Source organism: Vibrio eleionomae, from assembly GCF_009874545.1.
Classification (GTDB): domain Bacteria; phylum Pseudomonadota; class Gammaproteobacteria; order Enterobacterales; family Vibrionaceae; genus Vibrio; species Vibrio nitrifigilis.
Map to the genome: position 1 here is coordinate 1 of NZ_WEKT01000011.1, position 20,060 is coordinate 20,060.

Genomic DNA, 20,060 nt, shown 5'->3' on the forward strand with positions numbered 1-20,060 from the left:
CAGGGCAAACGCATGAAACCCCTTGGTTTTAAAGGCCTGTAGAAAAGGTTATTTTTGAAGAGTCGCTCAGTTTACCATCATCAAATAAACCTTAACTCACAATAAGTTAATTGATCATGATGATCAACAAGTTCCTTATTATGACTTTGTGATCTGATAGTCTCACGATCAATCACTAAGTTTAACTCATGGATAAAAAATCATTGTTTGAGCACCTTTCTATCGTAAGAGATTTTCGTCAAGACTGGAAAGTCGACCATAAATTGACAGATATTTTGTTCCTCACTGTTTGTGCTGTGATTGGCGGAGCGGATGGTTGGGATGAGATAGAAGATTTTGGTCAAATTCACGAGTCTTGGTTTAGAGCCAGAGGAGAATTTGAGCAAGGCATACCGAGTCGCGATACCATTCGGCGGGTGATGAGTAAGATTAATCCGGCGAAGTTGCAACAAGCTTTCATCGCTTGGATGAAAACGTGTCATGAGCTAACGGGCGGTGACATTATTGCCATCGATGGTAAGACATTGAGGCGCTCTTTCTCAAAAGAACACAGTGCCATTCACATGGTCAGTGCGTTCTCGGTGAAAAATTCGATTGTGTTAGGGCAGGTAAAAACAGAAGAGAAATCGAATGAGATCACCGCCATTCCGGAGTTATTGGAGCTACTTGATATTAGCGGGTGTTTGGTGACGTTAGATGCAATGGGTTGTCAAACTAAAATCGCTAATAAAATTATAGAGTCGGGAGCGGACTATCTTCTGGCGGTCAAAGGGAATCAAGGTCGACTGGAAGAGGCATTTATTAAGCACTTTCCGATGCCAGCAATCTTGGCATGGTCCGGAGATAGTTACGTGACCACGAACAAAATCGAGCACGGACGGCAAGAGCAGAGGCTTTATATCACCAGTGAGTTGTTTGATGACTTTGTAGACTTAGGTTTTGAATGGCGCGGCATGAAGACATTGGGGATTTCGATGTACATGCGCAGTAAGCCTGAAGAAAAACCGAATGCAGATGAGATATTTATTCGTTATTACATCAGCTCGAGGACATTGAGTGCAGAGCAATTTGCTGAGTCTATCCGTAGTCACTGGCATGTCGAAAATAAGCTGCATTACAAGTTGGATGTGGGTTTCAACGAAGACCAAAGTCGGATACGAGCTGATGATGGATCAGAAAATTTTGCTAGGATCCGCCACATGTGTGTATCACTGATATCGAATGAAAAAACGTTCAAAGGTGGAGTAAAACGCAAAAGGAAGATGGCCGGAATGAGTGAAGCGTATTTAGAGAAGGTTCTCGCAGCCCTTTAATGATGGGCACCTTCATGCTTTTGCCCTGCCGCCACATGTGTGTATCACTGATATCGAATGAAAAAACGTTCAAAGGTGGAGTAAAACGCAAAAGGAAGATGGCCGGAATGAGTGAAGCGTATTTAGAGAAGGTTCTCGCAGCCCTTTAATGATGGGCACCTTCATGCTTTTGCCCTGACAGAGTTGGGTGATTGAAGGGGTATTTGGTGCCTTAGCTGAGCAGCTTATACCTTCTGCTGATACATTGATATTCTTAGATTTAGAGTGGTCGGTGTGTGAGAGTTCCCTTCGTGCTCGGGGTTCAGAGAGTTCGAAGCAACTTGATGTTGAGCAGGCGGAGAAAAATTTTGGCGAGTTATTGCAGTGGGCTTCTGAGTACTCGGAACGAGAGTCCAAAAGCTCATTGCGATTTCACCAGCAGTTGTTCAACGATTTTCACGGCAAGAAAATACGTTTTGCTACACGCTCACAAGTCAACGCATTTGTTGCGGAAGCAACAGGCCAATAAATTGCTCAAGCCAACTTTTAACGCGTGGCATTAGGTATTCGTTACTATTTCTTTCCCATATAGTCGCTTACAAAAAAGATGGTGGCTAACAGTTGGTTCGAGCTCATAACACACAATTTAAGAGTGATTCAGCACGTGTGGCATTTTTGGTATGTGGTGACTGCTGTGTTGAAGTGTAATGCAGCAGTTTGCATATTAATTTGGGTGTTATGCTCTATGGAGATACCTATTTGAAAGGCCTTATAAAGATAGTTTTTATAGTTAATCTGGTCGCTGCGTTAATTGTATTTATATTATCTAGATACGTTCAGTTTTTTAAAGCGACATCATTGTCAGATTTTCTGTTTTTTGTATTGATTGTGATTTGGGCGCTAGCAAAATTACTGTGGGAGGGTGGTGTTGAGAGTAAGGTTTCTCGGTATGATGATCCGGTAACAGACAAAGTGTATGGTATGGTAGAGGGCCTTGATTTTGTTGAAGATGAACAAAATCGTAATCAGCAAAACTATCAAACAGGTCTAGTACTGTTTATCGCAGGACTTCCAGCATTTTTAGCACTGTTAGTAATGCAATTTCTTTAGGCACAAGAATAACAAGTCGCGTCAATTGACAAAGTAACTGAGCTCAGCGTTATGTGAATTGAGTAAGGAGGCTCAATGGCATTTGTAGAAGAAAAAGTTAGAACAGTACTACGTTTAGAGGGGCTTTGTATTCTAGGTGCCGCCGTGTTTTTTTTCGCACAACTGAGTGACGATTGGAAATTATTTGCTTGATTAAACGTTTAACAGCCCTAGCATCAAATGGAGAATAAATGAATAAAATTGAGATTAGGAATGCAACTATAAATGATGCATCCACCATACTAAGATTTATTAATGAGTTAGCAACTTACGAAAAATCGCAGCAGTCAGTAAAAGCAAAAATTGAAGATATAGAGCAAAGTCTTTCGCGTGTGAATAATCATAAACAAAAACGTTGCAATTGACTTCGTTTCGTACTGACAGGAATTTGGGTTCTCTAAATTAGCGCCAGCATTCGACAATTGAACTACACCTTATGAACTCTTGGGAAAATAAGCATGGACCACAAAGAATTCAATCAATTTTGCAGTTCATTACGAGCCACGACCCATGTAGTTCAGTGGGGTGGGTCTGATGTATGGAAGGTCGGTGGTAAAGTATTCGCCATTGGTACCAAAAGTAAAAATGGAGCCCCCGCATTTACGTTCAAAACCTCTGATCTCAATTTCGAATTTTTGCGAGAATCTGAGGGCTATATTCCAGCGCCATACTTTGCCAGTCGAGGTATGAAATGGATTCAGCAAGTAGGGAATTCAGAAAAACTAAACGAGGAACTAAAGTATTATTTATCAGAGTCCTATCGTATAGTTTCACAAAGTTTAAGTAAACGTAAACAAAAGGAATTGGGCTTAATAACAGCCAAGTCTTAACCTCGCTCACAACAAGTCGCTCAGCGTTATGTTTTATCAAGGAGAAAGGAGAACATGTCTATACATATATGGTTAGCATTTGTACTAACAGCCAGTTTAATTCTTATTGTACCTGGGCCATCGATTATTTACGTTGTGGGGCAATCTCTGAAACATGGGCGCAGAGCTAGTTTGCCGCTATCAATAGGAGTAATACTCGGAGATGCATTATGTATTGCATTATCTCTGTTAGGTTTAAGTGTATTTTTGTCGGTGTTTTCAACAGCGTTTATTTTGATAAAATACTTAGGTGCAGGCTATTTAATATACTTAGGTGTAAAAATGTTTAGGTCTAGCTCAACAGTAAGGCCTCAACAAATTGATTCATCAGATTTTGATTCAAAAAAATTATTTAAAGATGTTTTCTTGGTGAATGCTTTAAATCCTAAAGGTATAGTTTTTTATTCTGCATTTATGCCTCAATTTGTCGTTTCTCAAAGTAATGTAGTTTATCAATTTAGTATTTTGGCGATAACTTTTTTATGCCTAGCGTTTATTAACGTTACTTTTTATTCTTTCTTGGCGTCTAAAACAATCCAATTGTTTAAAAAAGCTAAGTTTCTAAGAGCATTTAATGTAACCGGTGGGTTGTTTCTTGTTGGCGCTGGCCTATATACAGCGACAGTTAAAAGAAATTAATTATATTGAGTAAAAAAAACGTTCTAATTGACCTTCTACTGTAACGAATTTTTGTTCCTCAAATTAGCGCTAGCAGTCGTGCGTTGAACTAAAAGTTATATTTTGCAGAGGAAAAGTTGCGGAATCTGAAGAGATCGTTCCTGAATGGCACAGTATGAGTGACATACCATTTGACAGAATGTGGGATGACAGTAGTTATTGGTTGGAGCAGATTTTAAACGGTAAAGAAATATGGTGTCAGTTTACTTTCAACCAAGAACTGAAAGTAGAAAACTGGATTCAACAGGAACTTAATAGCAATACTTAGTTAACAAATAAAGGTGTAGGACGCGAAAGAGTTTAAGCGCTATGAAAAAGGAAATGCCAATGACCGAGCTATTTAACACTAGAGAATCGGGCGTTAAGGAATTTATGTATCGGCGATATACAGTTCCATATCTAAACGGGAATACAAATCTACCTCAAGGGATTATGGGGGCTGCTTTCAAGTTGACTAGAAGTGAGGAGATGGAGTTAGCCGATAAGGAGCTTTTGTTGGAAAAGCTTCAATTATTTCAAGATTCGTTGCCGACTCCAGACATATTTGATTCAGATCGAAATAAGAAGGCTATATGCTGGTTCAAGCCAACGGCCCATTTATTTATTGACGCGGTTGAAGAAGTTAAATTAATCACTGAGAAATATATTAGTCCAATACAGCTTCATGAATCTGAGAATATTGGTGAAATTGTGTATGAAGATGAATATCAGGTTATGGCAATACCTTAACAATCGCCAGCAGCCAGCACATTCTGGGCTTTGGACTAATAATTCACTGGCGTTCATTTTTAGCCGCGGTCGCGGGCGATAGCTATCAAGAGTTGGTTATGGAGTCTAATTATTTAATTCATGATGAAATATATACTCGAGTTAAAAATGCAGGTTTAACTGGATGGGGAGGTAACGAAAGAATTGCTCATGAGTCAGAGTTGATTGAAAGAGTTCTTTCAATCAAAGATATTCCTACTAAGGGGAAGCTTCTTGAACTAGGTTGCGGAGAAGGACATTTAAGTCGTTATTTTACAAAACTAGGATATGAAGTAACAGGAGTCGATATTTCATCTTATGAGGTACAAATAATTTCAAAATGGAATTCAATATAAGAGAAGCAACATTAGACGATGTTTCAGCAATATCGGTTTTAGGTCGTATGACATATAAAGAACACTTTGCCGATATTTGGAATGACAGTGATAGCTTTTTAAATGCCGATTTTTCAATTGATGCGATTAAATCGTGTATCAATTCGCCATCAAGTCATCGCTATCTACTCGCCTTTAGAAATAATATCTTGGTAGGTTTTGCCAAATTAAACATTAATTTTGAGTTGAACGGTATGGGGATGCCATGCATTGAATTGCAAAAAATCTATGTAAAAAAAGATAGTGTTGGCAATAATCTCGGTTCAGCGTTAATTGAGCGCGTAGTGGAACTGGCATCAGAACTCAATAGCAAATACGTATGGCTGGATGTGTTAAAAAACAACGTACAAGCCCAGAAATTCTATCAACGACATCAATTTGGAATCGTTGATGAGATACCTTATAAAACTGACAAGTATGAGATAGGAATGTTTGTTATGGTCAAAAGGTTAAAACACACTTAACCAAGTAATGGCCGCTCAATGATTTAAGCTATTCAAATTTGCGCATTTAAACTGCGACAAGGAGGTTTGATTTGAAAGATTTATGTATTGTTCAGGATTCGGATCCAACGATATTAATTGAAGTCGGTGAAGCACTGGGTAATTCTGGAGTGAATATTGAAGGTTTAAGCTTATCCACATTAGGCAACAAGTCAGTTGTGCATTTTCTTGTCAATGATGAGCAAGCGGCAATAAAAGCGTTAGAACCAACAGCGCTAGACATTGAGTCAGTATCTGATGTTTCATTCTGTTCAAAGACCAAAAGCAAGTGACGGGTAAACCAGGATCATTCGGTGGTATTTGTAAGTTACTGACCGATAATGGTTTAACGATCAAATTTAGGTATCCTGCTGAGAATTATCGTTTTGTGTTTGGTGTGGATAACATAGAAAAAGCCAAGCAATTACTAGCTTAGTTTTATAATGAACGTGATAAATATGGTTATTAACTGTAGAGTTTTGGAAAGTGATGATGTGCCTTCTTATCGTGACATCCGGCTTGAGAGTTTAAAATTGCATCCAGAAGCTTACGGTTCCAATTATGACACTGAGCGTAAAAAGTCAGAGTTATTCTTCGAAAATCAGATCAAAAATCAAAGTTCGGAAAACCTGATGATAGGAGCATTCCATCACTCTATGCTTGTGGGATTATGCGGACTAATAACGATAGAAAATGATCAGTTTTCAATCGTGCAAATGTATGTAAAAAGTGCATATAAAGGGCAAGGTATCGGCCAAGCTTTACTCTCTAAGGCGAAATCCTTGTTGTTACAATATCAACGTTCAGGCTTAGTATTAACGGTTTATGAACATAACAAGCAAGCCCTAAATTCATATATTCAAGCTGGCTTTCAAGAGACTTCGCGCCGAGAAAATGAAATTGTCATGCAATTCGGTCACGGTGTTCTGTTGGTATCGTGACGTAATCATCATAGATAAATTCATTATTTTTAATAAGTTATAAATAGCGTTAGGAGTGTAGGTGTATGGCTTTGGTCGTAAGACAAGTTATTCTCGACTATGCTCAAGGTATTGTCGATGTCTTAAATCCCATCATTGAAGAGGGATTGTATACAGTATTAGATACACCGTTCTCCGCTAAACAAGAAAAAGAGTTTATTGCTCATTTTCCTAAGCAAGGCGTATTTACTGTTGCTTTGAATGAAGACCAAACGAACGTGTTGGCTTTTCAAAATATTGAGCCATTTGCTTCTTATACAAAAGCGTTTAGTCATGTTGGTGTAATTGGTACCTTTGTTGATGAAAGCTGCCGAGGTCAAGGCATCTCTAAACAACTTTTTCAATCCACTTTTGATGTGGCGAAGAAAAAAGGATATGAGAAGTTGTTTGCTTATGTGCGCAGTGATAATGAGCGTGCTTTGGCGGTGTATCGTAAACAAGGGTTTGAAGTGATTGGCACTGCGAAAAAACACGCGAAGATTGCGGATCAATATATTGATGAAATTTTGATAGAAAAATTCTTGTAATGAGCCATATCGAAATCGAATTTAAAGGATCATTTTAAGTTGATGAACATTGAGGTTGTGTTAGTGAATGCCTTTACCGTTAATAGTAAGGGCGGTAACCCTGCGGGAGTGGTGCTAAATTCCGACTCCTTATCTGAGAAGCAAAAGTTATTAATCGCACAGGAAGTCGGATACTCCGAAACCGCATTTGTCTCACATGGAGAAGAAGCTGATTTTCACGTGTCTTTCTTTACCACAACGGGAGAAGTAGACTTTTGCGGCCATGCAACACTTGCTACTTTTGCCACCCTCTATCAGAAAGGGGTGATCACTCCGGGAAGCTATACACAAAAAACCAAAGCGGGTTTGCTGGCTGTTAATGTCGAAGAAAATGGCCAAGTTATTATGCAGCAAACCTTGCCTAAGTATTTAGGAACGTTCGATTATGCAACCATTTCTCCATTTATTGGTATTGATGCTATACAGCTTGCCACAACTCAACTGCCAATAGAGGTCGTATCGACGGGGTTAAGCGATGTGATTGTTCCTGTGCCGACAGGCATGCTTGAGCAACTGCAAATTGATGAGCGTGGCTTAAGTGATTTTTGCCAAAAACATCAACTAGTGGGGATTCATGCTTTTGAGCTTAGTCTCGAACATGATGATATTACCGCCAGTTGCCGAAACTTTGCTCCTTTATATGGCATTCCCGAAGAATCAGCGACGGGTAGCGCCTGTGGTGCTTTAGCCTGTTATTTAACAAAACATATCTACCGTTCTACACATAATCACTTTCGTTTTGAACAAGGTCGGGTGATGAACTGTACATCGCACATTACCGCGACAATTGAGCAACAAGATCAATTAATCACTCAGCAGGTATTAGTGGGTGGAGCGGCTAGTGTCATTGGCGTTAAAACCATTGATTTGACGATTTAACGATAAGGTGTGGGGATTGTGAATTCTGCACCTTTAAAAAATAACAAGTAACTAAGAGGAACCATTCTGTGGAAATCGCTTTGAGTCTTGAACCACGTTCAGAGGATATCGACGCCATTTATCAAGGACTGGGGGGTTATAATCAGAAATTTGTTCCAGAGATAACCGATGAATCATTCGCTCTCCTAGTTCGCAACGATCTTGGAGAGGTGGTCGGTGGATTAACGGGGTTTATCTATATTAGTTGTGTGCAAATTCGTTTTCTGTGGCTTGATGACGCACTGAGAAAACAAGGGGTTGGTAGTCAACTTATGGCGCAGGTAGAACAGCTTTGTGAGCAACGAAACATCTCAAACATAGCAGTCGATACCTACACGTTTCAGGCACCTACTTTTTATGAAAAGCATGGTTATCAAGAGATTGGTCGGTATCCTGATTATTTAGTGCCAGGAATAGATAAAATCTTCTATTACAAAGTGCTATAACCATTTTATTGCGCTTTGCATAAGTGTATTGCTGCCTTTATTAACGGAACCACTTGATGGAAAACGATAGAATCCAGTTAACACCTCCCTCAATCCATGAACTCGATGCTATGTACGAAGTCATCGATCGTAACCGTCAATCATTACAACGTTTTTTGCCTTGGGTAACGCCCTCATTTGCCAAGCAAGATTTACTTAATAATACCGAGCAAGCGAGACAGGATTACGACCAATTTTCTGGAGAGTTCTGGTTTAACATTTTGGCAAAAAGCACTGGTAAGTATCTCGGAGCGATAGGATTTATTATTCGTGATAAAAATGTACCGTATTTTGAAATAGGCTATTGGTAGATCCTGATTGTGAGGGGAAAGGTATTATCAGTGATGCGATTGCGTTAGTCGAATCGTTTGCGTTTGAAACCCACGGTGCAAAACGTGTTGAGATAAAAATGGCGGCGACCAATCGCAAAAGTACTGCCGTTGCAGAGCGTTGTGGTTACCTTTTCGAGGCTCGCTTAATGAATGCGAGGGTACTACCGAGTGGCGTCGTAGATGATACATTGATTTATGCCAAAACGAGTTCATAACTCTCTTCTACGCTTACAAAAATTTATTATCTTAATGAATCAACAGCAGAAATATTGAGTTCATTCCCTTTTCAGTATATGTTCCGGTGCCCGTGTTTAAAGGAATAAAAGAAGATAGGTGGCCGATGAAAAGAGTCAATGTGGTTGGAACGAGTGGAACTGGTAAATTAAATCGCCTCTAAAACGAGACAAGATTCGATAGTTATTCGCAGCGGCGATATCGTGTGCATTTATCACTAATACTAGGAGTGAACAGTGACAGATATGATCAATCAGGGATTGGACCCACTTGGTTATATTACCAATCCGTATTCGGCAGACCATATTCAAGAAGAATTTAAGCCAGTGGTTGCGGGAGCGATAGCCGCTCTGCAAGTTGAGTTTCCTAATAAAATTCACAGTATCTACTTATACGGCAGTATCGGTCGTGGCAATGCGATTGTTGGTCAATCAGATTTGGATATGTCGCTGGTGTTTCACTCACCATTAACAGCCCAAGATGCCGAGCAATTAATGACGCTTGCGATCCAGTTAAGTGGACGTTTCTCAACAGTGACGAAGATCGATTTTGATCCCGGGCATGTGGAAGAAGTCCTAGACGCTCAAGAGACCTATCGTTGGCACTTTTGGCTCAAACATTGTTGCTGCTGTGTCTGGGGGGACGATCTCTCGGTAGGCTTTGCTAAACATAAACCGAGTGTCCATATTGCGCACGCGCTTAATGAAGATTTAGATGGCTTCATGGATAGGTTGCCAGCTAAAGGATTGGTGGCTCCAGATATTGCAAACAAAGTGGTGGCGAAAAAACTCATTCGCTCTGCTTATTACCTCATAGCGCCACAAGATCAAAGTTGGTACACCGATATTCATGATTGTGTGCATGCGGCTTATCCGTATTATCCAGCTTATCGTCATGAGCTAGAGTGGGCGCTGCAACTCGCTACCCAGGGAGTCAGTACATCAGGTACTTGTATTGAGCTTTTTCAGGCATTTGCCCCACACTTGATTGAGTGTTATCAACGGCAGTTATCTGTGAATCAGTAAGGACATAATCAATACTATGGATGTGGTTATTTTAAACGGCGCGAGTAGCTCTGGTAAAGTTCGATAGCAAAAGCGCTACAAGCCATATTGCCGGATTACTATTTGCATATGGGCATTGATACGTTTATCGCGATGATGCCGGAGAAAAGTAATGCGCTTAGCCGTGCTGATGAGCCGAGTGATGGGTTTTATTGGCAAACTCAGCAACACGCAGCGGGAACAGTTAAACGAATCTGCAGCGGTACTTATGGGAAACAGGTTAATCGTGCTTATCATTCTACCGTGAAACACTTAGCTAACTCGGGCCTAAAAGTGATTGTGGACGATGTCATGAATGGTGAACAAGAACAGCAGGCGTGGTTATCTGCATTAGTCGAGGTAAAGCACATATTTGTCGGTGTCATGTGTGATGAGCATACTTTGGCTCAGAGAGAACGGTCACGACCTGAGGGAATTAATGGCTCTGCAATAGAGCAAGCTCGTCGTGTTCATCAAGGCGTCACCTACGATATTACTGTTTCTACTAGTAAGCACACAGCAAATGAGTGTGCTCAACTGATCCGAGATGTTATTTTTAGCTCTCGCACCTGATGTTTACCCACTCAATATGATGCTATTGATTCTTTTGAGTGCTATTCATTAAGAGTGTTTCAAACAGCGCTTCAGCTTTGCTGACGCCTTCTGGCGTTACTACAACGGATTTATTTTTGTTCACCGGATCATCAATCAATCCTTGTTGGTAAAGATAATCCATCACTTCAAAATCGATGCCTTTCCAGGCCCGGCATGATGTATCAAACTCTGATTGGTCGTGAAAGGTAAGGTACATCAATGCCAAGGCAAATTCCGCAGCTTTATCAATATCATAATCCATTTAATTTATTTCCTAATTGATGATACGTTAACCAATAGGATTTCAATATACGCCTAGTTACATTAAATGCGAACACAATAAGTGCGTTAAAACGCACTCTCTAAAGGGAGTTAGGTTTGGAGATTACGCGCAGCAAAGAGTTTACTGCCAACCGAGCATGGGGAGCGAAAGACATTGCATCCATGAATGGAATAACGACTCGGTTACATTGGACAGACCAACCTTACAAATGGCACATCAATGATGGTGAAGAAGTGTTCGTTGTATTAGATGGGGTAGTGAAGATGTTGTTTAAGCAAGACGGACAAGAGCACTCAACCTTATTGCACGTCGGAGATATTTTCTACGCGTCAGTAGGCACAGAACATGTTGCTTACCCTCAGGGAGAAGCGCGTATCTTGGTTATAGAGAAAGAAGGCAGTGTATGAACATACAAATCGGCAATGATGCTTATCTCATCGATCAAGCACAGCAGATTAGGCATTCGGTATTTGTTATTGAGCAGGGGATCCCGCAAGCATTAGATGATGATGGTTTCGATAGCGATGCGCTGCATGCATTAGTGACAGACCATGGTGAAGCGATTGCTACAGCAAGGTTAGTGATTGATGAGCATCAACAGGCTGTATTGGCGCGGGTGGCGGTAGTGAAAGCGTATCGTGGCTTAGGTATTGCTGCCAAAGTGGTGCAAGCCATGCTGACTCATGCGGATAAATTAGGTGTTACTCACACAGAAGTTCACGCGCATGAATATCTACAACATTATTATCAACAATTTGGCTTTCGCTATGTCGCTCCTGTAGAAATAGTCGGAGATCATCAGTTGATCGAAATGGTGCGTCCGTACGCTACGATCGATGCAGAATGAGTTGTTCAAATGGGATACGCGCCGGTTTATTTCATTGATTGTTGCATTCGAAAAATAAAGATTTAAAGGGACTGATATGGATATCGCGATTCTGACATTTGATGGATTCAATGAATTGGACTCGTTGATTGCAGCGAGCGTATTGGGGCGAATGAGCCCGTTTGGCTGGAATATACAAATTACCTGTCCGAGTGAATCGGTGACATCAATGAACGGTATTGTAGTTACAGCTCAGCAACCACTTGAGTTCGCGAACACAGCCGATGTGGTTTTAGTAGGAAGTGGAACTAAAACTCGGGAGATTGTAAACGATCGCAACATTATGAATCGCCTATCTCTTAATACAGAAAAGCAACTTATTGGTGCCCAATGTTCAGGGGCGTTGCTGCTTGCTAAGCTTGGTTTGTTGGCGGATATCCCTGTTTGTACTGATGTAACGACTAAACCGTGGGTAATAGAATCGGGTGTCACGGTGTTAGATCAAGCTTTCTATGCTGCTGGTAATATGGCGACTGCTGGTGGGTGTTTGTCGTCACTTTACTTATCTGCTTGGGTTATTGCCAAATTATTTAGCATCGAACAGGCCCAAGCGATTATCGATTACGTTGCTCCTGTCGGAGAAAAGCCCCAAACCGTTGAGCGATGTATGTCGGCAATTACCCCATACCTTTAATGTGATAGGTATAGAAGAGTTATGACGACACTTAAATTTGCTGCTATCAATTTAGAGCGAGATTTTCCGTTTTGTTTGGCTGCTCGGCGCGATTCCTATTTTTGCAGTTTTCATACTGATGAAGGCTGTGAAGCATCCCTAGCGGGTTATCGCGAACGTATTGAGCAACGTTTATTGGATCCTCGTTGGTACTATTTGCATGTTTGGTGGGGTCACACCCTCATTGGGCAGTTAGAGTTTCGCACGTTTTACGATGAACCAGAGATAGGCTACGTTCAATTGTTCTATTTATTGCCTGAGTATCGGGGGCAAGGGTTAGCCAGTCAGTTACATGCATTGATTGAGGAAACGCTGCGCGATGCAGGATGCACTCAAGTACAATTATCAGTCAGTCGCACTAATCCTACTGCTCTGCGGTTTTATCATCGTCACGGATGGCGTTTTTACCAGCCTAATCCAAAACATCAAGAGACGGATTTCTATCGACTTCAGTTAGTATGATGCTTGATTTTGTTATCTAACTGGCTGAAATATATATGATGTCGCTGCGCTGTCGGGTGAATGTCACGGTGAGTTTTTTATTGCCATGTTAGATTGTGTTATTTGAACGTACAAAGGAAATGGTGTTGATCAAACAACGTCGCTTGCAAAAAGGCTGGTCTCAAGAGCAACTGTCCCAATTCTCGGGATTGAGTGTTCGTACAATTCAACGTATAGAGAGAGGCCAAAAGCCCAGCCTAGAATCTCTAAAATCCCTTGCTGCTGTGTTTGAAATCAGTATCGCAGAGCTGCAACTTAGTGATACAGCAGCGCTTCATAGCGATAGTGCGGTAATCAGTGATGAACAGCAAAAAGTGGAGAAGAAGGTTCAGGCCATCAAAGGTTTCTATTCCAGTCTGGTGACCTATGTGATTGTTATTGCAGCGCTGTTTGTCGTGAATATATTAACCAATCCTCACTATATTTGGGCTGTGTGGCCAGCATTAGGTTGGGGGATTGGTATTGTCATTCATGGCTTAAATGCATTTCAGTTAGTGAATCTTTTTGGCCCTCAATGGGAGAAAAAACAAATTGAAAAGCGCTTAGGGCGTAAATAGTGGTTGAGAGTGTATATAAAATAGATCGTAAGGAATTGAGAGTTGCAGAGTATTATTTTACAAGGATATATCGTTGTTCCAGGAGCAGAATTGGCTGCCGTACAAGCTGAACTGCCGACACATATTGCGTTAACACGCGCAGAAGCCGGCTGTATCGAGTTTCACGTTACGCCCCATCCTGAACAAGCGTGCAGGTTTGATGTGTATGAAGTTTTTGTCGATCAAGCCGCTTTTATGGCTCATCAACACCGGGTTAAGCAATCTCATTGGGGACAAGTGACGAAAAATGTCGCTAGACATTACAGTGTCACAGGCTTGCAGGAGGCATAGATGTCAGATAATGCGTTGGATCTTGATCATCTTCCTTTACAACATGCTTTGGTCGATTCGGTGACTGAGGCATTTATTCATGAGCCGGATGTGATTGCTGCGGTGTTACTGGGTTCTTTGGCTGCTGGGACTGGAGATCGTGTTTCTGACGCGGATGTCATTGTATTCACACAAAATGAATTTCATCGTTGTGCGCAGGAGGCGTTGGCCAAATTTGAGCAAAGTAAGGACATTTTCTATCAATTAGAAGGGCACCATAATGACCTTGCCACTTTTAAAAAGTATATTTTTACTGATTTGACCAGCGCAGAAATTCATTGTGCGGACGTTAACGAGCCATTTTTAATCGCAAAGCCCTACCAAATACTCTTTGATCATCAGGGCATCGTAGAACATCGCCTCACAGATGAACCAGCGCCTACACATGATCAATTTGAAGCTTATACCAATGGTGATGACGGTCTGTTATGGGAGCTCTTTGACTGCATTAAATGGCTAAGTCGTGATAATCATCAACTGACGAAAGCGTATTTGAAACAATTAGTGAATAAGCTTTGACCATTCGCGGATGAGGAGCTTATCAAAGCAATATAGGCGTTTATGGTAACGCGATAGAAAACATGTCACTCTATGTACTGGTACTGTGTTTATATAGAGAAGTATATTGTTATGTCGTTTCCTCCTTGTCCAAATTGTCAGTCTGAGTATGTCTATCAAGATCAAGCGCATTTGATTTGTCCTGAGTGTGCTCATGAATGGAATCCTGATGAAATCGCGCAAGATGATGCCCTTAACGTTAAAGATGCAAATGGTACTTTGCTTGCTGAAGGTGACAAGGTCACTTTAGTTAAGGATTTGAAAGTAAAAGGTAGCTCTCTTGTTTTAAAAATCGGGACTAAAGCGATCATTCGTCGGATTGTTGAAGGCAAAGATCATCAGCTTGATTGTAAAGTTGATAAAGCGGGCGAGATGATGGTGACGGCAGCCTTCGTCAAGAAAGCGTAACCCTGCCGTAACGATGAATATAAATAACGCCTCACGATGAGGCGTTATTTTTATAAGAAAAGGAGAATCCCACTGTGTCTTTAATCGCTCAAACACCACAACCCCCTTATTATGCTGTTATTTTTACCTCACTCCGTAGTGAATTAACGCAGGGGTATCAAGCTATGGCCGAAAGAATGTTGGTGTTAGCTCAACAAGAACCTGGTTTTTTAGGCGTGGAATCTGCACGAGAAGACGTCGGTATTACAGTGTCGTATTGGCAAGATCTTCATTCGATACAACGTTGGAAAACCAATATTGAACATCTTGAAGCACAAAAACTTGGCCGTGAGAAATGGTATACCAGTTTTAAAACGCGCATTGCTAAAATTGAACGTGATTATGAATTTATCGCGTCTGACAATCAGGCTGGTTAGCGAATAACATGCTCTTTTGATTAGCATTGCTGTATTTTAGGTGTACTTCCTCACTGATATCTCGGTACACTGTATGCATTCTAATAATGAGCAATTTTGTCGTATAGAGGTAGTGATGGCATTTTCTGAATTTGAACAAAAACGCTACGAAAAAATGATGAGTCAGTATATTGAATCTCGTCGGCCTGAACCTAAAATTCGCAATAAGGTTGATTTAAGTTTTCGAGTTTACGACTACAGTGTTGAAGTCTTTGAAGTTCGTCCCCATTGGAAAGATACAAGCGTGATCCAAACCCATTCGATTGCCAAAGCCACATTTGTCAACACTCAACAACATTGGAAGATTTTTTGGATGCGTTCTGATCTAAAATGGCATACTTATAAGCCTGACCCAACCGTTGATCGCTTGGAAAGTTTTATTGAAGTGCTTGAAACCGATGAAATGGGGTGTTTTTGGGGATAGTTCTTTTGACCGGTTGCTTAAAACAGCTGGTGGATGTCTAGTAGTGCAAAGGAATGATCGTACGCTCGCTTTATGCTTGTTAATAACGCTTTCGAACTTGCATCGTTAGACTATTTGAATGAATTCCAAAGCACTATAACTAAATCATTTAGCGCCATAACTTTATGAGTTTCCACATGTTACAGCTCTTCTTCAACCCCTAATAAATGATTCGGCAAGGCTGAGGAAGAGCTGTTATTTATGGCAGTAAATATCGGGTGCTACGCCCACCTGAATCTGAGCGGATTAAACAGTGATGTTCTACCAAGGCGGTCAGGTGGCGAGTTGCCGTTGCTCTGCTGACCTTCGCCACTTTTTGATATTGACTGGTATTGATACCTTGGGCAAAGTCGCCATCAAGCATACGATTCAACACCTTGACTTGCTCACTATTAAGCTTAGTTTGGTCGATATGGCGCCAAAAATTGGTTTTATAAACCGTTTGATCGATGTCTGCCAATACGCTGGCAAACGTATGCTCGAGCGTATCCAAAAACCAAAGTAGCCATTCGGTAATATCCACATCGCTTTTTTGTGTATGCTCTAATATCTGATAATAACTTTTGCGATTAGCCAATATGCCCACAGACATCGCATAGAAGCGCACAGACTGATGCTCGGCTTGTGCTAATGCCAAGTCGGTTAATAAACGGGTGATACGTCCGTTGCCATCATCGAGTGGGTGTAACGTAACAAACCACAGATGGGTGAGTGCAGCCCGCACTAGCGGATCAAGCGAGTAATCTTGTTTAGATTCATTAAACCAGTGGATAAAACGCTCGAGTTCTTGGTCTAACCTAGCACGATCGGGCGCTTCAAAATGCACATTTGGTCGGTCTATTCTCCCTGATACGACTTGCATGGGGGCATGACCGCGTAATTGGCCACCTATCACGGGGTTAAATAGAGTATATCCCTCGGGAAATAGCTTCTCATGCCATTGCAATAAGCGATTGAGAGTAAGAGGTTCGTCGAGGTTTTCTACCGCATCAAGCATAATATCGGCTAAGCCATCGGTTTGTTCGGTAGTTGGAAATGGACGTTCCTCACTTAACCCCAATTTATTCGCCAGCGATGAGCGTACGGAAAAAGCATTAAGCTTTTCTCCCTCAATGGCGCTAGAGTGGACGATATTAGCCAGTAGGGTATCGAGCATAGTTTGCTTTTCGTCTTGGGATTGAGCACTGACTTTGCCGACCAAGATACCTTGGTTTAATCTTACTTGACGCAAACGCGGCTCGATTTGGTGTTTATCCCAGGTAAAATTGGGCCATTGTTCACGTTGCCATATCCACATCATGTTCACCAGTGAGTCAAATGAGAGTTTTATTTGACTCACATTATGATTCAAATAAAACTCTTAAACAACTCATTTTATGATGCGAATTAGCAGTGTATTTGCATCAATCTAAGATAATTACTATTTTTAACGCACTATAACTTAATCTTTATGACCGTAAAAAACGATACCTCAAGCATTGGTGAACTCAAATTTTTCTTTTAAGTAATTGATTATAAATAAATATTATTGTCCAACTTTAACGCCACAGCGCTCAAATAAATGTTGCCAATACGCAATGTGATGTAATGTCGCCTGCCGAAATTCTTGATGGACTTTCTTTAACGGAAAAGGGGAGACTGTGTTTAGTGAAGATGAGGCGAATAATGGCGCAATAAACTGGATTTTTTGATAAGCACTATCGACGGAAGCGAGATAGGGCTGAATGTCACCGACGTAATATTTGTAAAAAACATTTTGCAATTGGTGAAAGCGTCGCTGGTCGCGATTTGAGCCGCACCAAATCGCAGAATCATGATGCTTAAGTTGCTGTGTTGCGGTATTAAGCCAATGAGTTAGGTTGGTCATCGAAAACATGAGATCGCCAAGCAAAGGCGATTTATCTAAAGTTTCTTGATAAGGCGTGATAGGTTGGGGCAACGGCGTTGAATGAGGCCGCGTCATCACCCATTGGTTTACTGTGAGTAATGCGGTTAATGCCGATTGAATATCACCATAATTCCGATCACGAAGATACCAACGATGGCTAGAGAGCTGGTGTCGCATAACATCACTGGTGTATAAAAAGTTATACCATTGCCAGGGTAACTGCTGTTCTTTTGTTTTTGTTACTTGAGTGAGCTGATGTTTCAGTTTGGGATCTATTTCGGGTGAGATAATACAATGATGAAGACCATGCAGTAACGCCATTTGGTAGTCAAGGTTACGAAATAGATCCTGAACTTTACCTAAAATAGAATTGCGCTCGGCAATTAAATGAAATAGCTGACAATGACGAAGCTGGTAACTGTCGAGAATGCCCAACGTCACTGCAGGAATCTGATGATTTAGGGCGCGTTTGTCAGGCAGTGATTGTGTTTGAATGCTTGGTTCGGGCATAGGATCTACATCTTGGATATTAGCGATGCGTGCAAGATAGGTTGAAAACTGTTGCTCTATGTGCGGGCGCTGCCATTGACAAGCGCTCAGAAAAAGAACAGCGATGGATGAGATAATCAACAATCTAACTGTCATCGCATCCTCCTCTAAGTATCATTTGATGATTGACCGCTATACCCAGTGATTATACGTACTCACTGGGTAGACACGATCATAATGATGCTGGCGAATTATGATCGCTCAAACGGCATATTCATTACCGTCATGCCGATCCGTATAACCCAACGATTGTGCACCACCACGATGTTGTACCCAATATAAACGATGTCCGAGCATCACTGCCGCTGAACTTAAGCCAATGATAAACCCAATCCAGAAACCTTGCGCGCCCATGGCGGGAACGACCCAATTTGTGAGCCCCAAAATGTAACCCGTCGGAAGGCCAAATACCCAGTATGCAATAAAAGTGCGGACAAAAATGGCGCTCATATCTTTATACCCACGCAAAACACCAGCTGCAGTCACTTGAATGGCATCGGTACATTGATAGATGCAGGCAAACAGTAATAATTGCATTGCCAGCGTAATCACTGCTGGGTTATCGGTGTACAGTTCTGCAATATATTGGCGCAGTAAAAAGGTTAACGTAGCGGTGATCACTGCAGTTGATACTGCAATCATCAAAGCCACATTGCTCGCGACTGTGGCGCCATGCAAGTTTTCTTCACCAAGCTTATTCCCAACGCGGATGGAGACAGCCGCACCGATACTCATTGGCAACATGAAAATTAAGGACGAGAAGTTAATCGCCACTTGGTGTGCTGCAACTACCAATGAGCCTAATGGTGATACCAATAAAGCGACAAGAGCAAATAAGGTCACCTCAAAAAATAACGCGGCGGCAACGGGAAAACCAAGTTTGAAGAGATTCCACTGTTCTTTGAGCTGCGGGCGATAAAACGTAGAAAACAGTTCGATATGTTTCAACCGTTTCGATGTCACCACATAAAAGAGCAACAATATAAACATTAGCCAGTAAACAATCGCAGTCGCGACACCACAACCAACCCCACCTAAAGCGGGTACGCCAAATTTGCCGTACACAAATATCCAGTTAAGAGGGACGTTAAATAGCAGACCAATAAACCCAATGACCATCGCCGGTTTTGTTAATGCCATTCCATCGGTATAGCTGCGTAATGCTTGAAATAACAAGAATGCAGGTGCGGCAAAGATAATAGCGTGTAAATAGCCCATGGTTTTGACAGCCATATGAGCTTCAACTCCCATGGCTTTGATGATAAATCCAGTATTCAAAATCAAAACGATGATGGGGATGGACAAAAATAACGCCATCGAAATACCTTGTTGGATTTCGAATGGGATTTTCTTTTGTCTTGATGCTCCATTGAGTTGTGCCACAACAGGTACCAGTGACATCAATAAGCCAACACCAAATAAAATGATGGGAAACCATAAACTTGATGCAACAGAAACCGCAGCCATATCGGTGGCACTCACACCGCCTGCCATGATTGTATCGACAAATCCCATTCCAGATTGAGCAATAGAAGCGACCAAAACGGGTGCCGCTAGCTTAATTAAGTTAGAGGCTTCTTTTTTATAACGTTGCACAAACGACTCCAAAAATGCACGCTGTATGCGAAGAGAACAGATACAAGGCCGATAGGCTTGTAAATAGGTTTCTTGAAAGATGACTAGAGCGAATGATAAAGAAATGTCAC

32 protein-coding genes and 1 pseudogene are annotated in these 20,060 nt (G+C 41.4%); 29 read left to right on the forward strand and 4 right to left on the reverse strand.

Features of this window, described 5'->3' with window-relative positions; genetic code table 11:
• Positions 1-188 precede the first annotated feature (188 nt).
• The 19 genes and pseudogenes from F9817_RS08215 to F9817_RS08310 all read left to right on the forward strand — a co-directional run bounded on the left by F9817_RS08215 (position 189) and on the right by F9817_RS08310 (position 10,743).
• Positions 189-1,313, forward strand: a complete 1,125-nt coding sequence (locus F9817_RS08215; protein WP_161154484.1) for an ISAs1 family transposase — start codon at positions 189-191, stop codon at positions 1,311-1,313.
• 187 nt (positions 1,314-1,500) lie between these two features.
• On the forward strand, positions 1,501-1,821 hold the full coding sequence (locus tag F9817_RS08220; protein ID WP_237476210.1) for a hypothetical protein: 321 nt from the start codon (positions 1,501-1,503) through the stop codon (positions 1,819-1,821).
• Between the two features lie 230 nt (positions 1,822-2,051).
• Entirely contained in the window at positions 2,052-2,402 is a 351-nt protein-coding gene (locus tag F9817_RS08225) for a hypothetical protein (protein ID WP_161154485.1), read from the forward strand.
• A gap of 230 nt (positions 2,403-2,632) precedes the next feature.
• A complete protein-coding gene (locus tag F9817_RS08235; protein ID WP_161154487.1) occupies positions 2,633-2,806 on the forward strand; it encodes a hypothetical protein in 174 nt (57 codons plus the stop codon).
• A gap of 93 nt (positions 2,807-2,899) precedes the next feature.
• Positions 2,900-3,271 carry an MmcQ/YjbR family DNA-binding protein gene (locus F9817_RS08240; protein WP_161154488.1) on the forward strand — a complete coding sequence of 124 codons (372 nt, stop codon included), beginning with the start codon at positions 2,900-2,902 and terminating at the stop codon, positions 3,269-3,271.
• Between the two features lie 54 nt (positions 3,272-3,325).
• On the forward strand, positions 3,326-3,949 hold the full coding sequence (locus F9817_RS08245) for a LysE family translocator (RefSeq protein WP_161154489.1): 624 nt from the start codon (positions 3,326-3,328) through the stop codon (positions 3,947-3,949).
• A 154-nt stretch (positions 3,950-4,103) separates the two neighbouring features.
• Positions 4,104-4,256 (forward strand): NUDIX hydrolase, encoded by a 153-nt coding sequence (locus F9817_RS08250; protein WP_161154490.1) that lies wholly within the window; start codon positions 4,104-4,106, stop codon positions 4,254-4,256.
• 41 nt (positions 4,257-4,297) lie between these two features.
• Positions 4,298-4,717: a hypothetical protein gene (locus tag F9817_RS08255; protein WP_161154491.1), complete on the forward strand. Its 420-nt coding sequence runs from the start codon at positions 4,298-4,300 to the stop codon at positions 4,715-4,717.
• Positions 4,718-4,815: 98 nt separating this feature from the next.
• Positions 4,816-5,091 (forward strand): class I SAM-dependent methyltransferase, encoded by a 276-nt coding sequence (locus tag F9817_RS08260; protein ID WP_161154492.1) that lies wholly within the window; start codon positions 4,816-4,818, stop codon positions 5,089-5,091.
• The gene (locus tag F9817_RS08265; RefSeq protein ID WP_161154493.1) at positions 5,076-5,594 is read left to right on the forward strand and encodes a GNAT family N-acetyltransferase; all 519 of its coding nucleotides are present in this window, start codon (positions 5,076-5,078) and stop codon (positions 5,592-5,594) included. Before F9817_RS08260 ends, F9817_RS08265 begins: the two co-directional genes overlap by 16 nt.
• 71 nt (positions 5,595-5,665) lie before the next feature.
• Positions 5,666-5,905, forward strand: coding sequence for an ACT domain-containing protein (locus F9817_RS08270; protein WP_161154494.1), 240 nt, complete (start codon positions 5,666-5,668; stop codon positions 5,903-5,905).
• Positions 5,902-6,048 (forward strand): ACT domain-containing protein, encoded by a 147-nt coding sequence (locus F9817_RS08275; protein WP_161154495.1) that lies wholly within the window; start codon positions 5,902-5,904, stop codon positions 6,046-6,048. Before F9817_RS08270 ends, F9817_RS08275 begins: the two co-directional genes overlap by 4 nt.
• A 22-nt stretch (positions 6,049-6,070) precedes the next feature.
• Entirely contained in the window at positions 6,071-6,553 is a 483-nt protein-coding gene (locus F9817_RS08280; RefSeq protein WP_161154496.1) for a GNAT family N-acetyltransferase, read from the forward strand.
• A 65-nt stretch (positions 6,554-6,618) separates the two neighbouring features.
• Positions 6,619-7,119, forward strand: a complete 501-nt coding sequence (locus tag F9817_RS08285) for a GNAT family N-acetyltransferase (RefSeq protein WP_161154497.1) — start codon at positions 6,619-6,621, stop codon at positions 7,117-7,119.
• Positions 7,120-7,161: 42 nt separating this feature from the next.
• A complete protein-coding gene (locus tag F9817_RS08290) occupies positions 7,162-8,037 on the forward strand; it encodes a PhzF family phenazine biosynthesis isomerase (protein WP_161154498.1) in 876 nt (291 codons plus the stop codon).
• A gap of 68 nt (positions 8,038-8,105) precedes the next feature.
• Entirely contained in the window at positions 8,106-8,522 is a 417-nt protein-coding gene (locus F9817_RS08295) for a GNAT family N-acetyltransferase (RefSeq protein WP_161154499.1), read from the forward strand.
• Positions 8,523-8,578: 56 nt separating this feature from the next.
• Positions 8,579-9,108: pseudogene (locus F9817_RS08300) on the forward strand (GNAT family N-acetyltransferase).
• A 255-nt stretch (positions 9,109-9,363) separates the two neighbouring features.
• The gene (locus tag F9817_RS08305) at positions 9,364-10,152 is read left to right on the forward strand and encodes a nucleotidyltransferase domain-containing protein (protein ID WP_161154500.1); all 789 of its coding nucleotides are present in this window, start codon (positions 9,364-9,366) and stop codon (positions 10,150-10,152) included.
• Between the two features lie 63 nt (positions 10,153-10,215).
• Positions 10,216-10,743 carry a phosphotransferase-like protein gene (locus F9817_RS08310; protein WP_345789719.1) on the forward strand — a complete coding sequence of 176 codons (528 nt, stop codon included), beginning with the start codon at positions 10,216-10,218 and terminating at the stop codon, positions 10,741-10,743.
• A 22-nt stretch (positions 10,744-10,765) separates the two neighbouring features.
• Here the strand turns inward: F9817_RS08310 and F9817_RS08315 are convergent, their stop codons facing one another.
• Positions 10,766-11,026, reverse strand: a complete 261-nt coding sequence (locus F9817_RS08315; RefSeq protein ID WP_161154502.1) for a DUF6429 family protein — start codon at positions 11,024-11,026, stop codon at positions 10,766-10,768.
• A gap of 116 nt (positions 11,027-11,142) precedes the next feature.
• On the opposite strand from F9817_RS08315, the gene F9817_RS08320 reads away from it, so the two are divergent.
• The 10 genes from F9817_RS08320 (at position 11,143) to F9817_RS08365 (ending at position 15,878) form a co-directional block, all read left to right on the forward strand.
• Positions 11,143-11,454 (forward strand): cupin domain-containing protein, encoded by a 312-nt coding sequence (locus F9817_RS08320; protein WP_161154503.1) that lies wholly within the window; start codon positions 11,143-11,145, stop codon positions 11,452-11,454.
• Positions 11,451-11,894, forward strand: a complete 444-nt coding sequence (locus tag F9817_RS08325) for a GNAT family N-acetyltransferase (RefSeq protein ID WP_161154504.1) — start codon at positions 11,451-11,453, stop codon at positions 11,892-11,894. The genes F9817_RS08320 and F9817_RS08325 overlap by 4 nt, the downstream gene beginning before the upstream one ends.
• 76 nt (positions 11,895-11,970) lie before the next feature.
• Positions 11,971-12,567 (forward strand): DJ-1/PfpI family protein, encoded by a 597-nt coding sequence (locus tag F9817_RS08330; protein ID WP_161154505.1) that lies wholly within the window; start codon positions 11,971-11,973, stop codon positions 12,565-12,567.
• 21 nt (positions 12,568-12,588) lie between these two features.
• The gene (locus F9817_RS08335; protein ID WP_161154506.1) at positions 12,589-13,068 is read left to right on the forward strand and encodes a GNAT family N-acetyltransferase; all 480 of its coding nucleotides are present in this window, start codon (positions 12,589-12,591) and stop codon (positions 13,066-13,068) included.
• 119 nt (positions 13,069-13,187) lie between these two features.
• Positions 13,188-13,664, forward strand: coding sequence for a 2TM domain-containing protein (locus F9817_RS08340; RefSeq protein WP_427916702.1), 477 nt, complete (start codon positions 13,188-13,190; stop codon positions 13,662-13,664).
• Between the two features lie 42 nt (positions 13,665-13,706).
• The gene (locus tag F9817_RS08345; protein WP_161154507.1) at positions 13,707-13,994 is read left to right on the forward strand and encodes a putative quinol monooxygenase; all 288 of its coding nucleotides are present in this window, start codon (positions 13,707-13,709) and stop codon (positions 13,992-13,994) included.
• Positions 13,995-14,552 (forward strand): nucleotidyltransferase domain-containing protein, encoded by a 558-nt coding sequence (locus F9817_RS08350; RefSeq protein ID WP_161154508.1) that lies wholly within the window; start codon positions 13,995-13,997, stop codon positions 14,550-14,552.
• Positions 14,553-14,663: 111 nt separating this feature from the next.
• Positions 14,664-14,999, forward strand: a complete 336-nt coding sequence (locus tag F9817_RS08355; protein ID WP_161154509.1) for a zinc ribbon domain-containing protein YjdM — start codon at positions 14,664-14,666, stop codon at positions 14,997-14,999.
• A gap of 74 nt (positions 15,000-15,073) precedes the next feature.
• Complete coding sequence (locus F9817_RS08360) at positions 15,074-15,415, forward strand: antibiotic biosynthesis monooxygenase (RefSeq protein ID WP_161154510.1); 342 nt, start codon at positions 15,074-15,076, stop codon at positions 15,413-15,415.
• A 73-nt stretch (positions 15,416-15,488) separates the two neighbouring features.
• On the forward strand, positions 15,489-15,878 hold the full coding sequence (locus F9817_RS08365) for a DUF3024 domain-containing protein (RefSeq protein ID WP_202436396.1): 390 nt from the start codon (positions 15,489-15,491) through the stop codon (positions 15,876-15,878).
• Positions 15,879-16,116: 238 nt separating this feature from the next.
• Here the strand turns inward: F9817_RS08365 and F9817_RS08370 are convergent, their stop codons facing one another.
• The 3 genes from F9817_RS08370 to F9817_RS08380 form a co-directional block, all read right to left on the reverse strand.
• Positions 16,117-17,214, reverse strand: coding sequence for a Fic family protein (locus F9817_RS08370; RefSeq protein ID WP_161154591.1), 1,098 nt, complete (start codon positions 17,212-17,214; stop codon positions 16,117-16,119).
• Positions 17,215-17,442: 228 nt separating this feature from the next.
• The gene (locus F9817_RS08375; RefSeq protein ID WP_161154511.1) at positions 17,443-18,450 is read right to left on the reverse strand and encodes a DUF3080 domain-containing protein; all 1,008 of its coding nucleotides are present in this window, start codon (positions 18,448-18,450) and stop codon (positions 17,443-17,445) included.
• A 105-nt stretch (positions 18,451-18,555) separates the two neighbouring features.
• Complete coding sequence (locus F9817_RS08380) at positions 18,556-19,950, reverse strand: MATE family efflux transporter (RefSeq protein ID WP_161154512.1); 1,395 nt, start codon at positions 19,948-19,950, stop codon at positions 18,556-18,558.
• Positions 19,951-20,060: the final 110 nt, after the last annotated feature.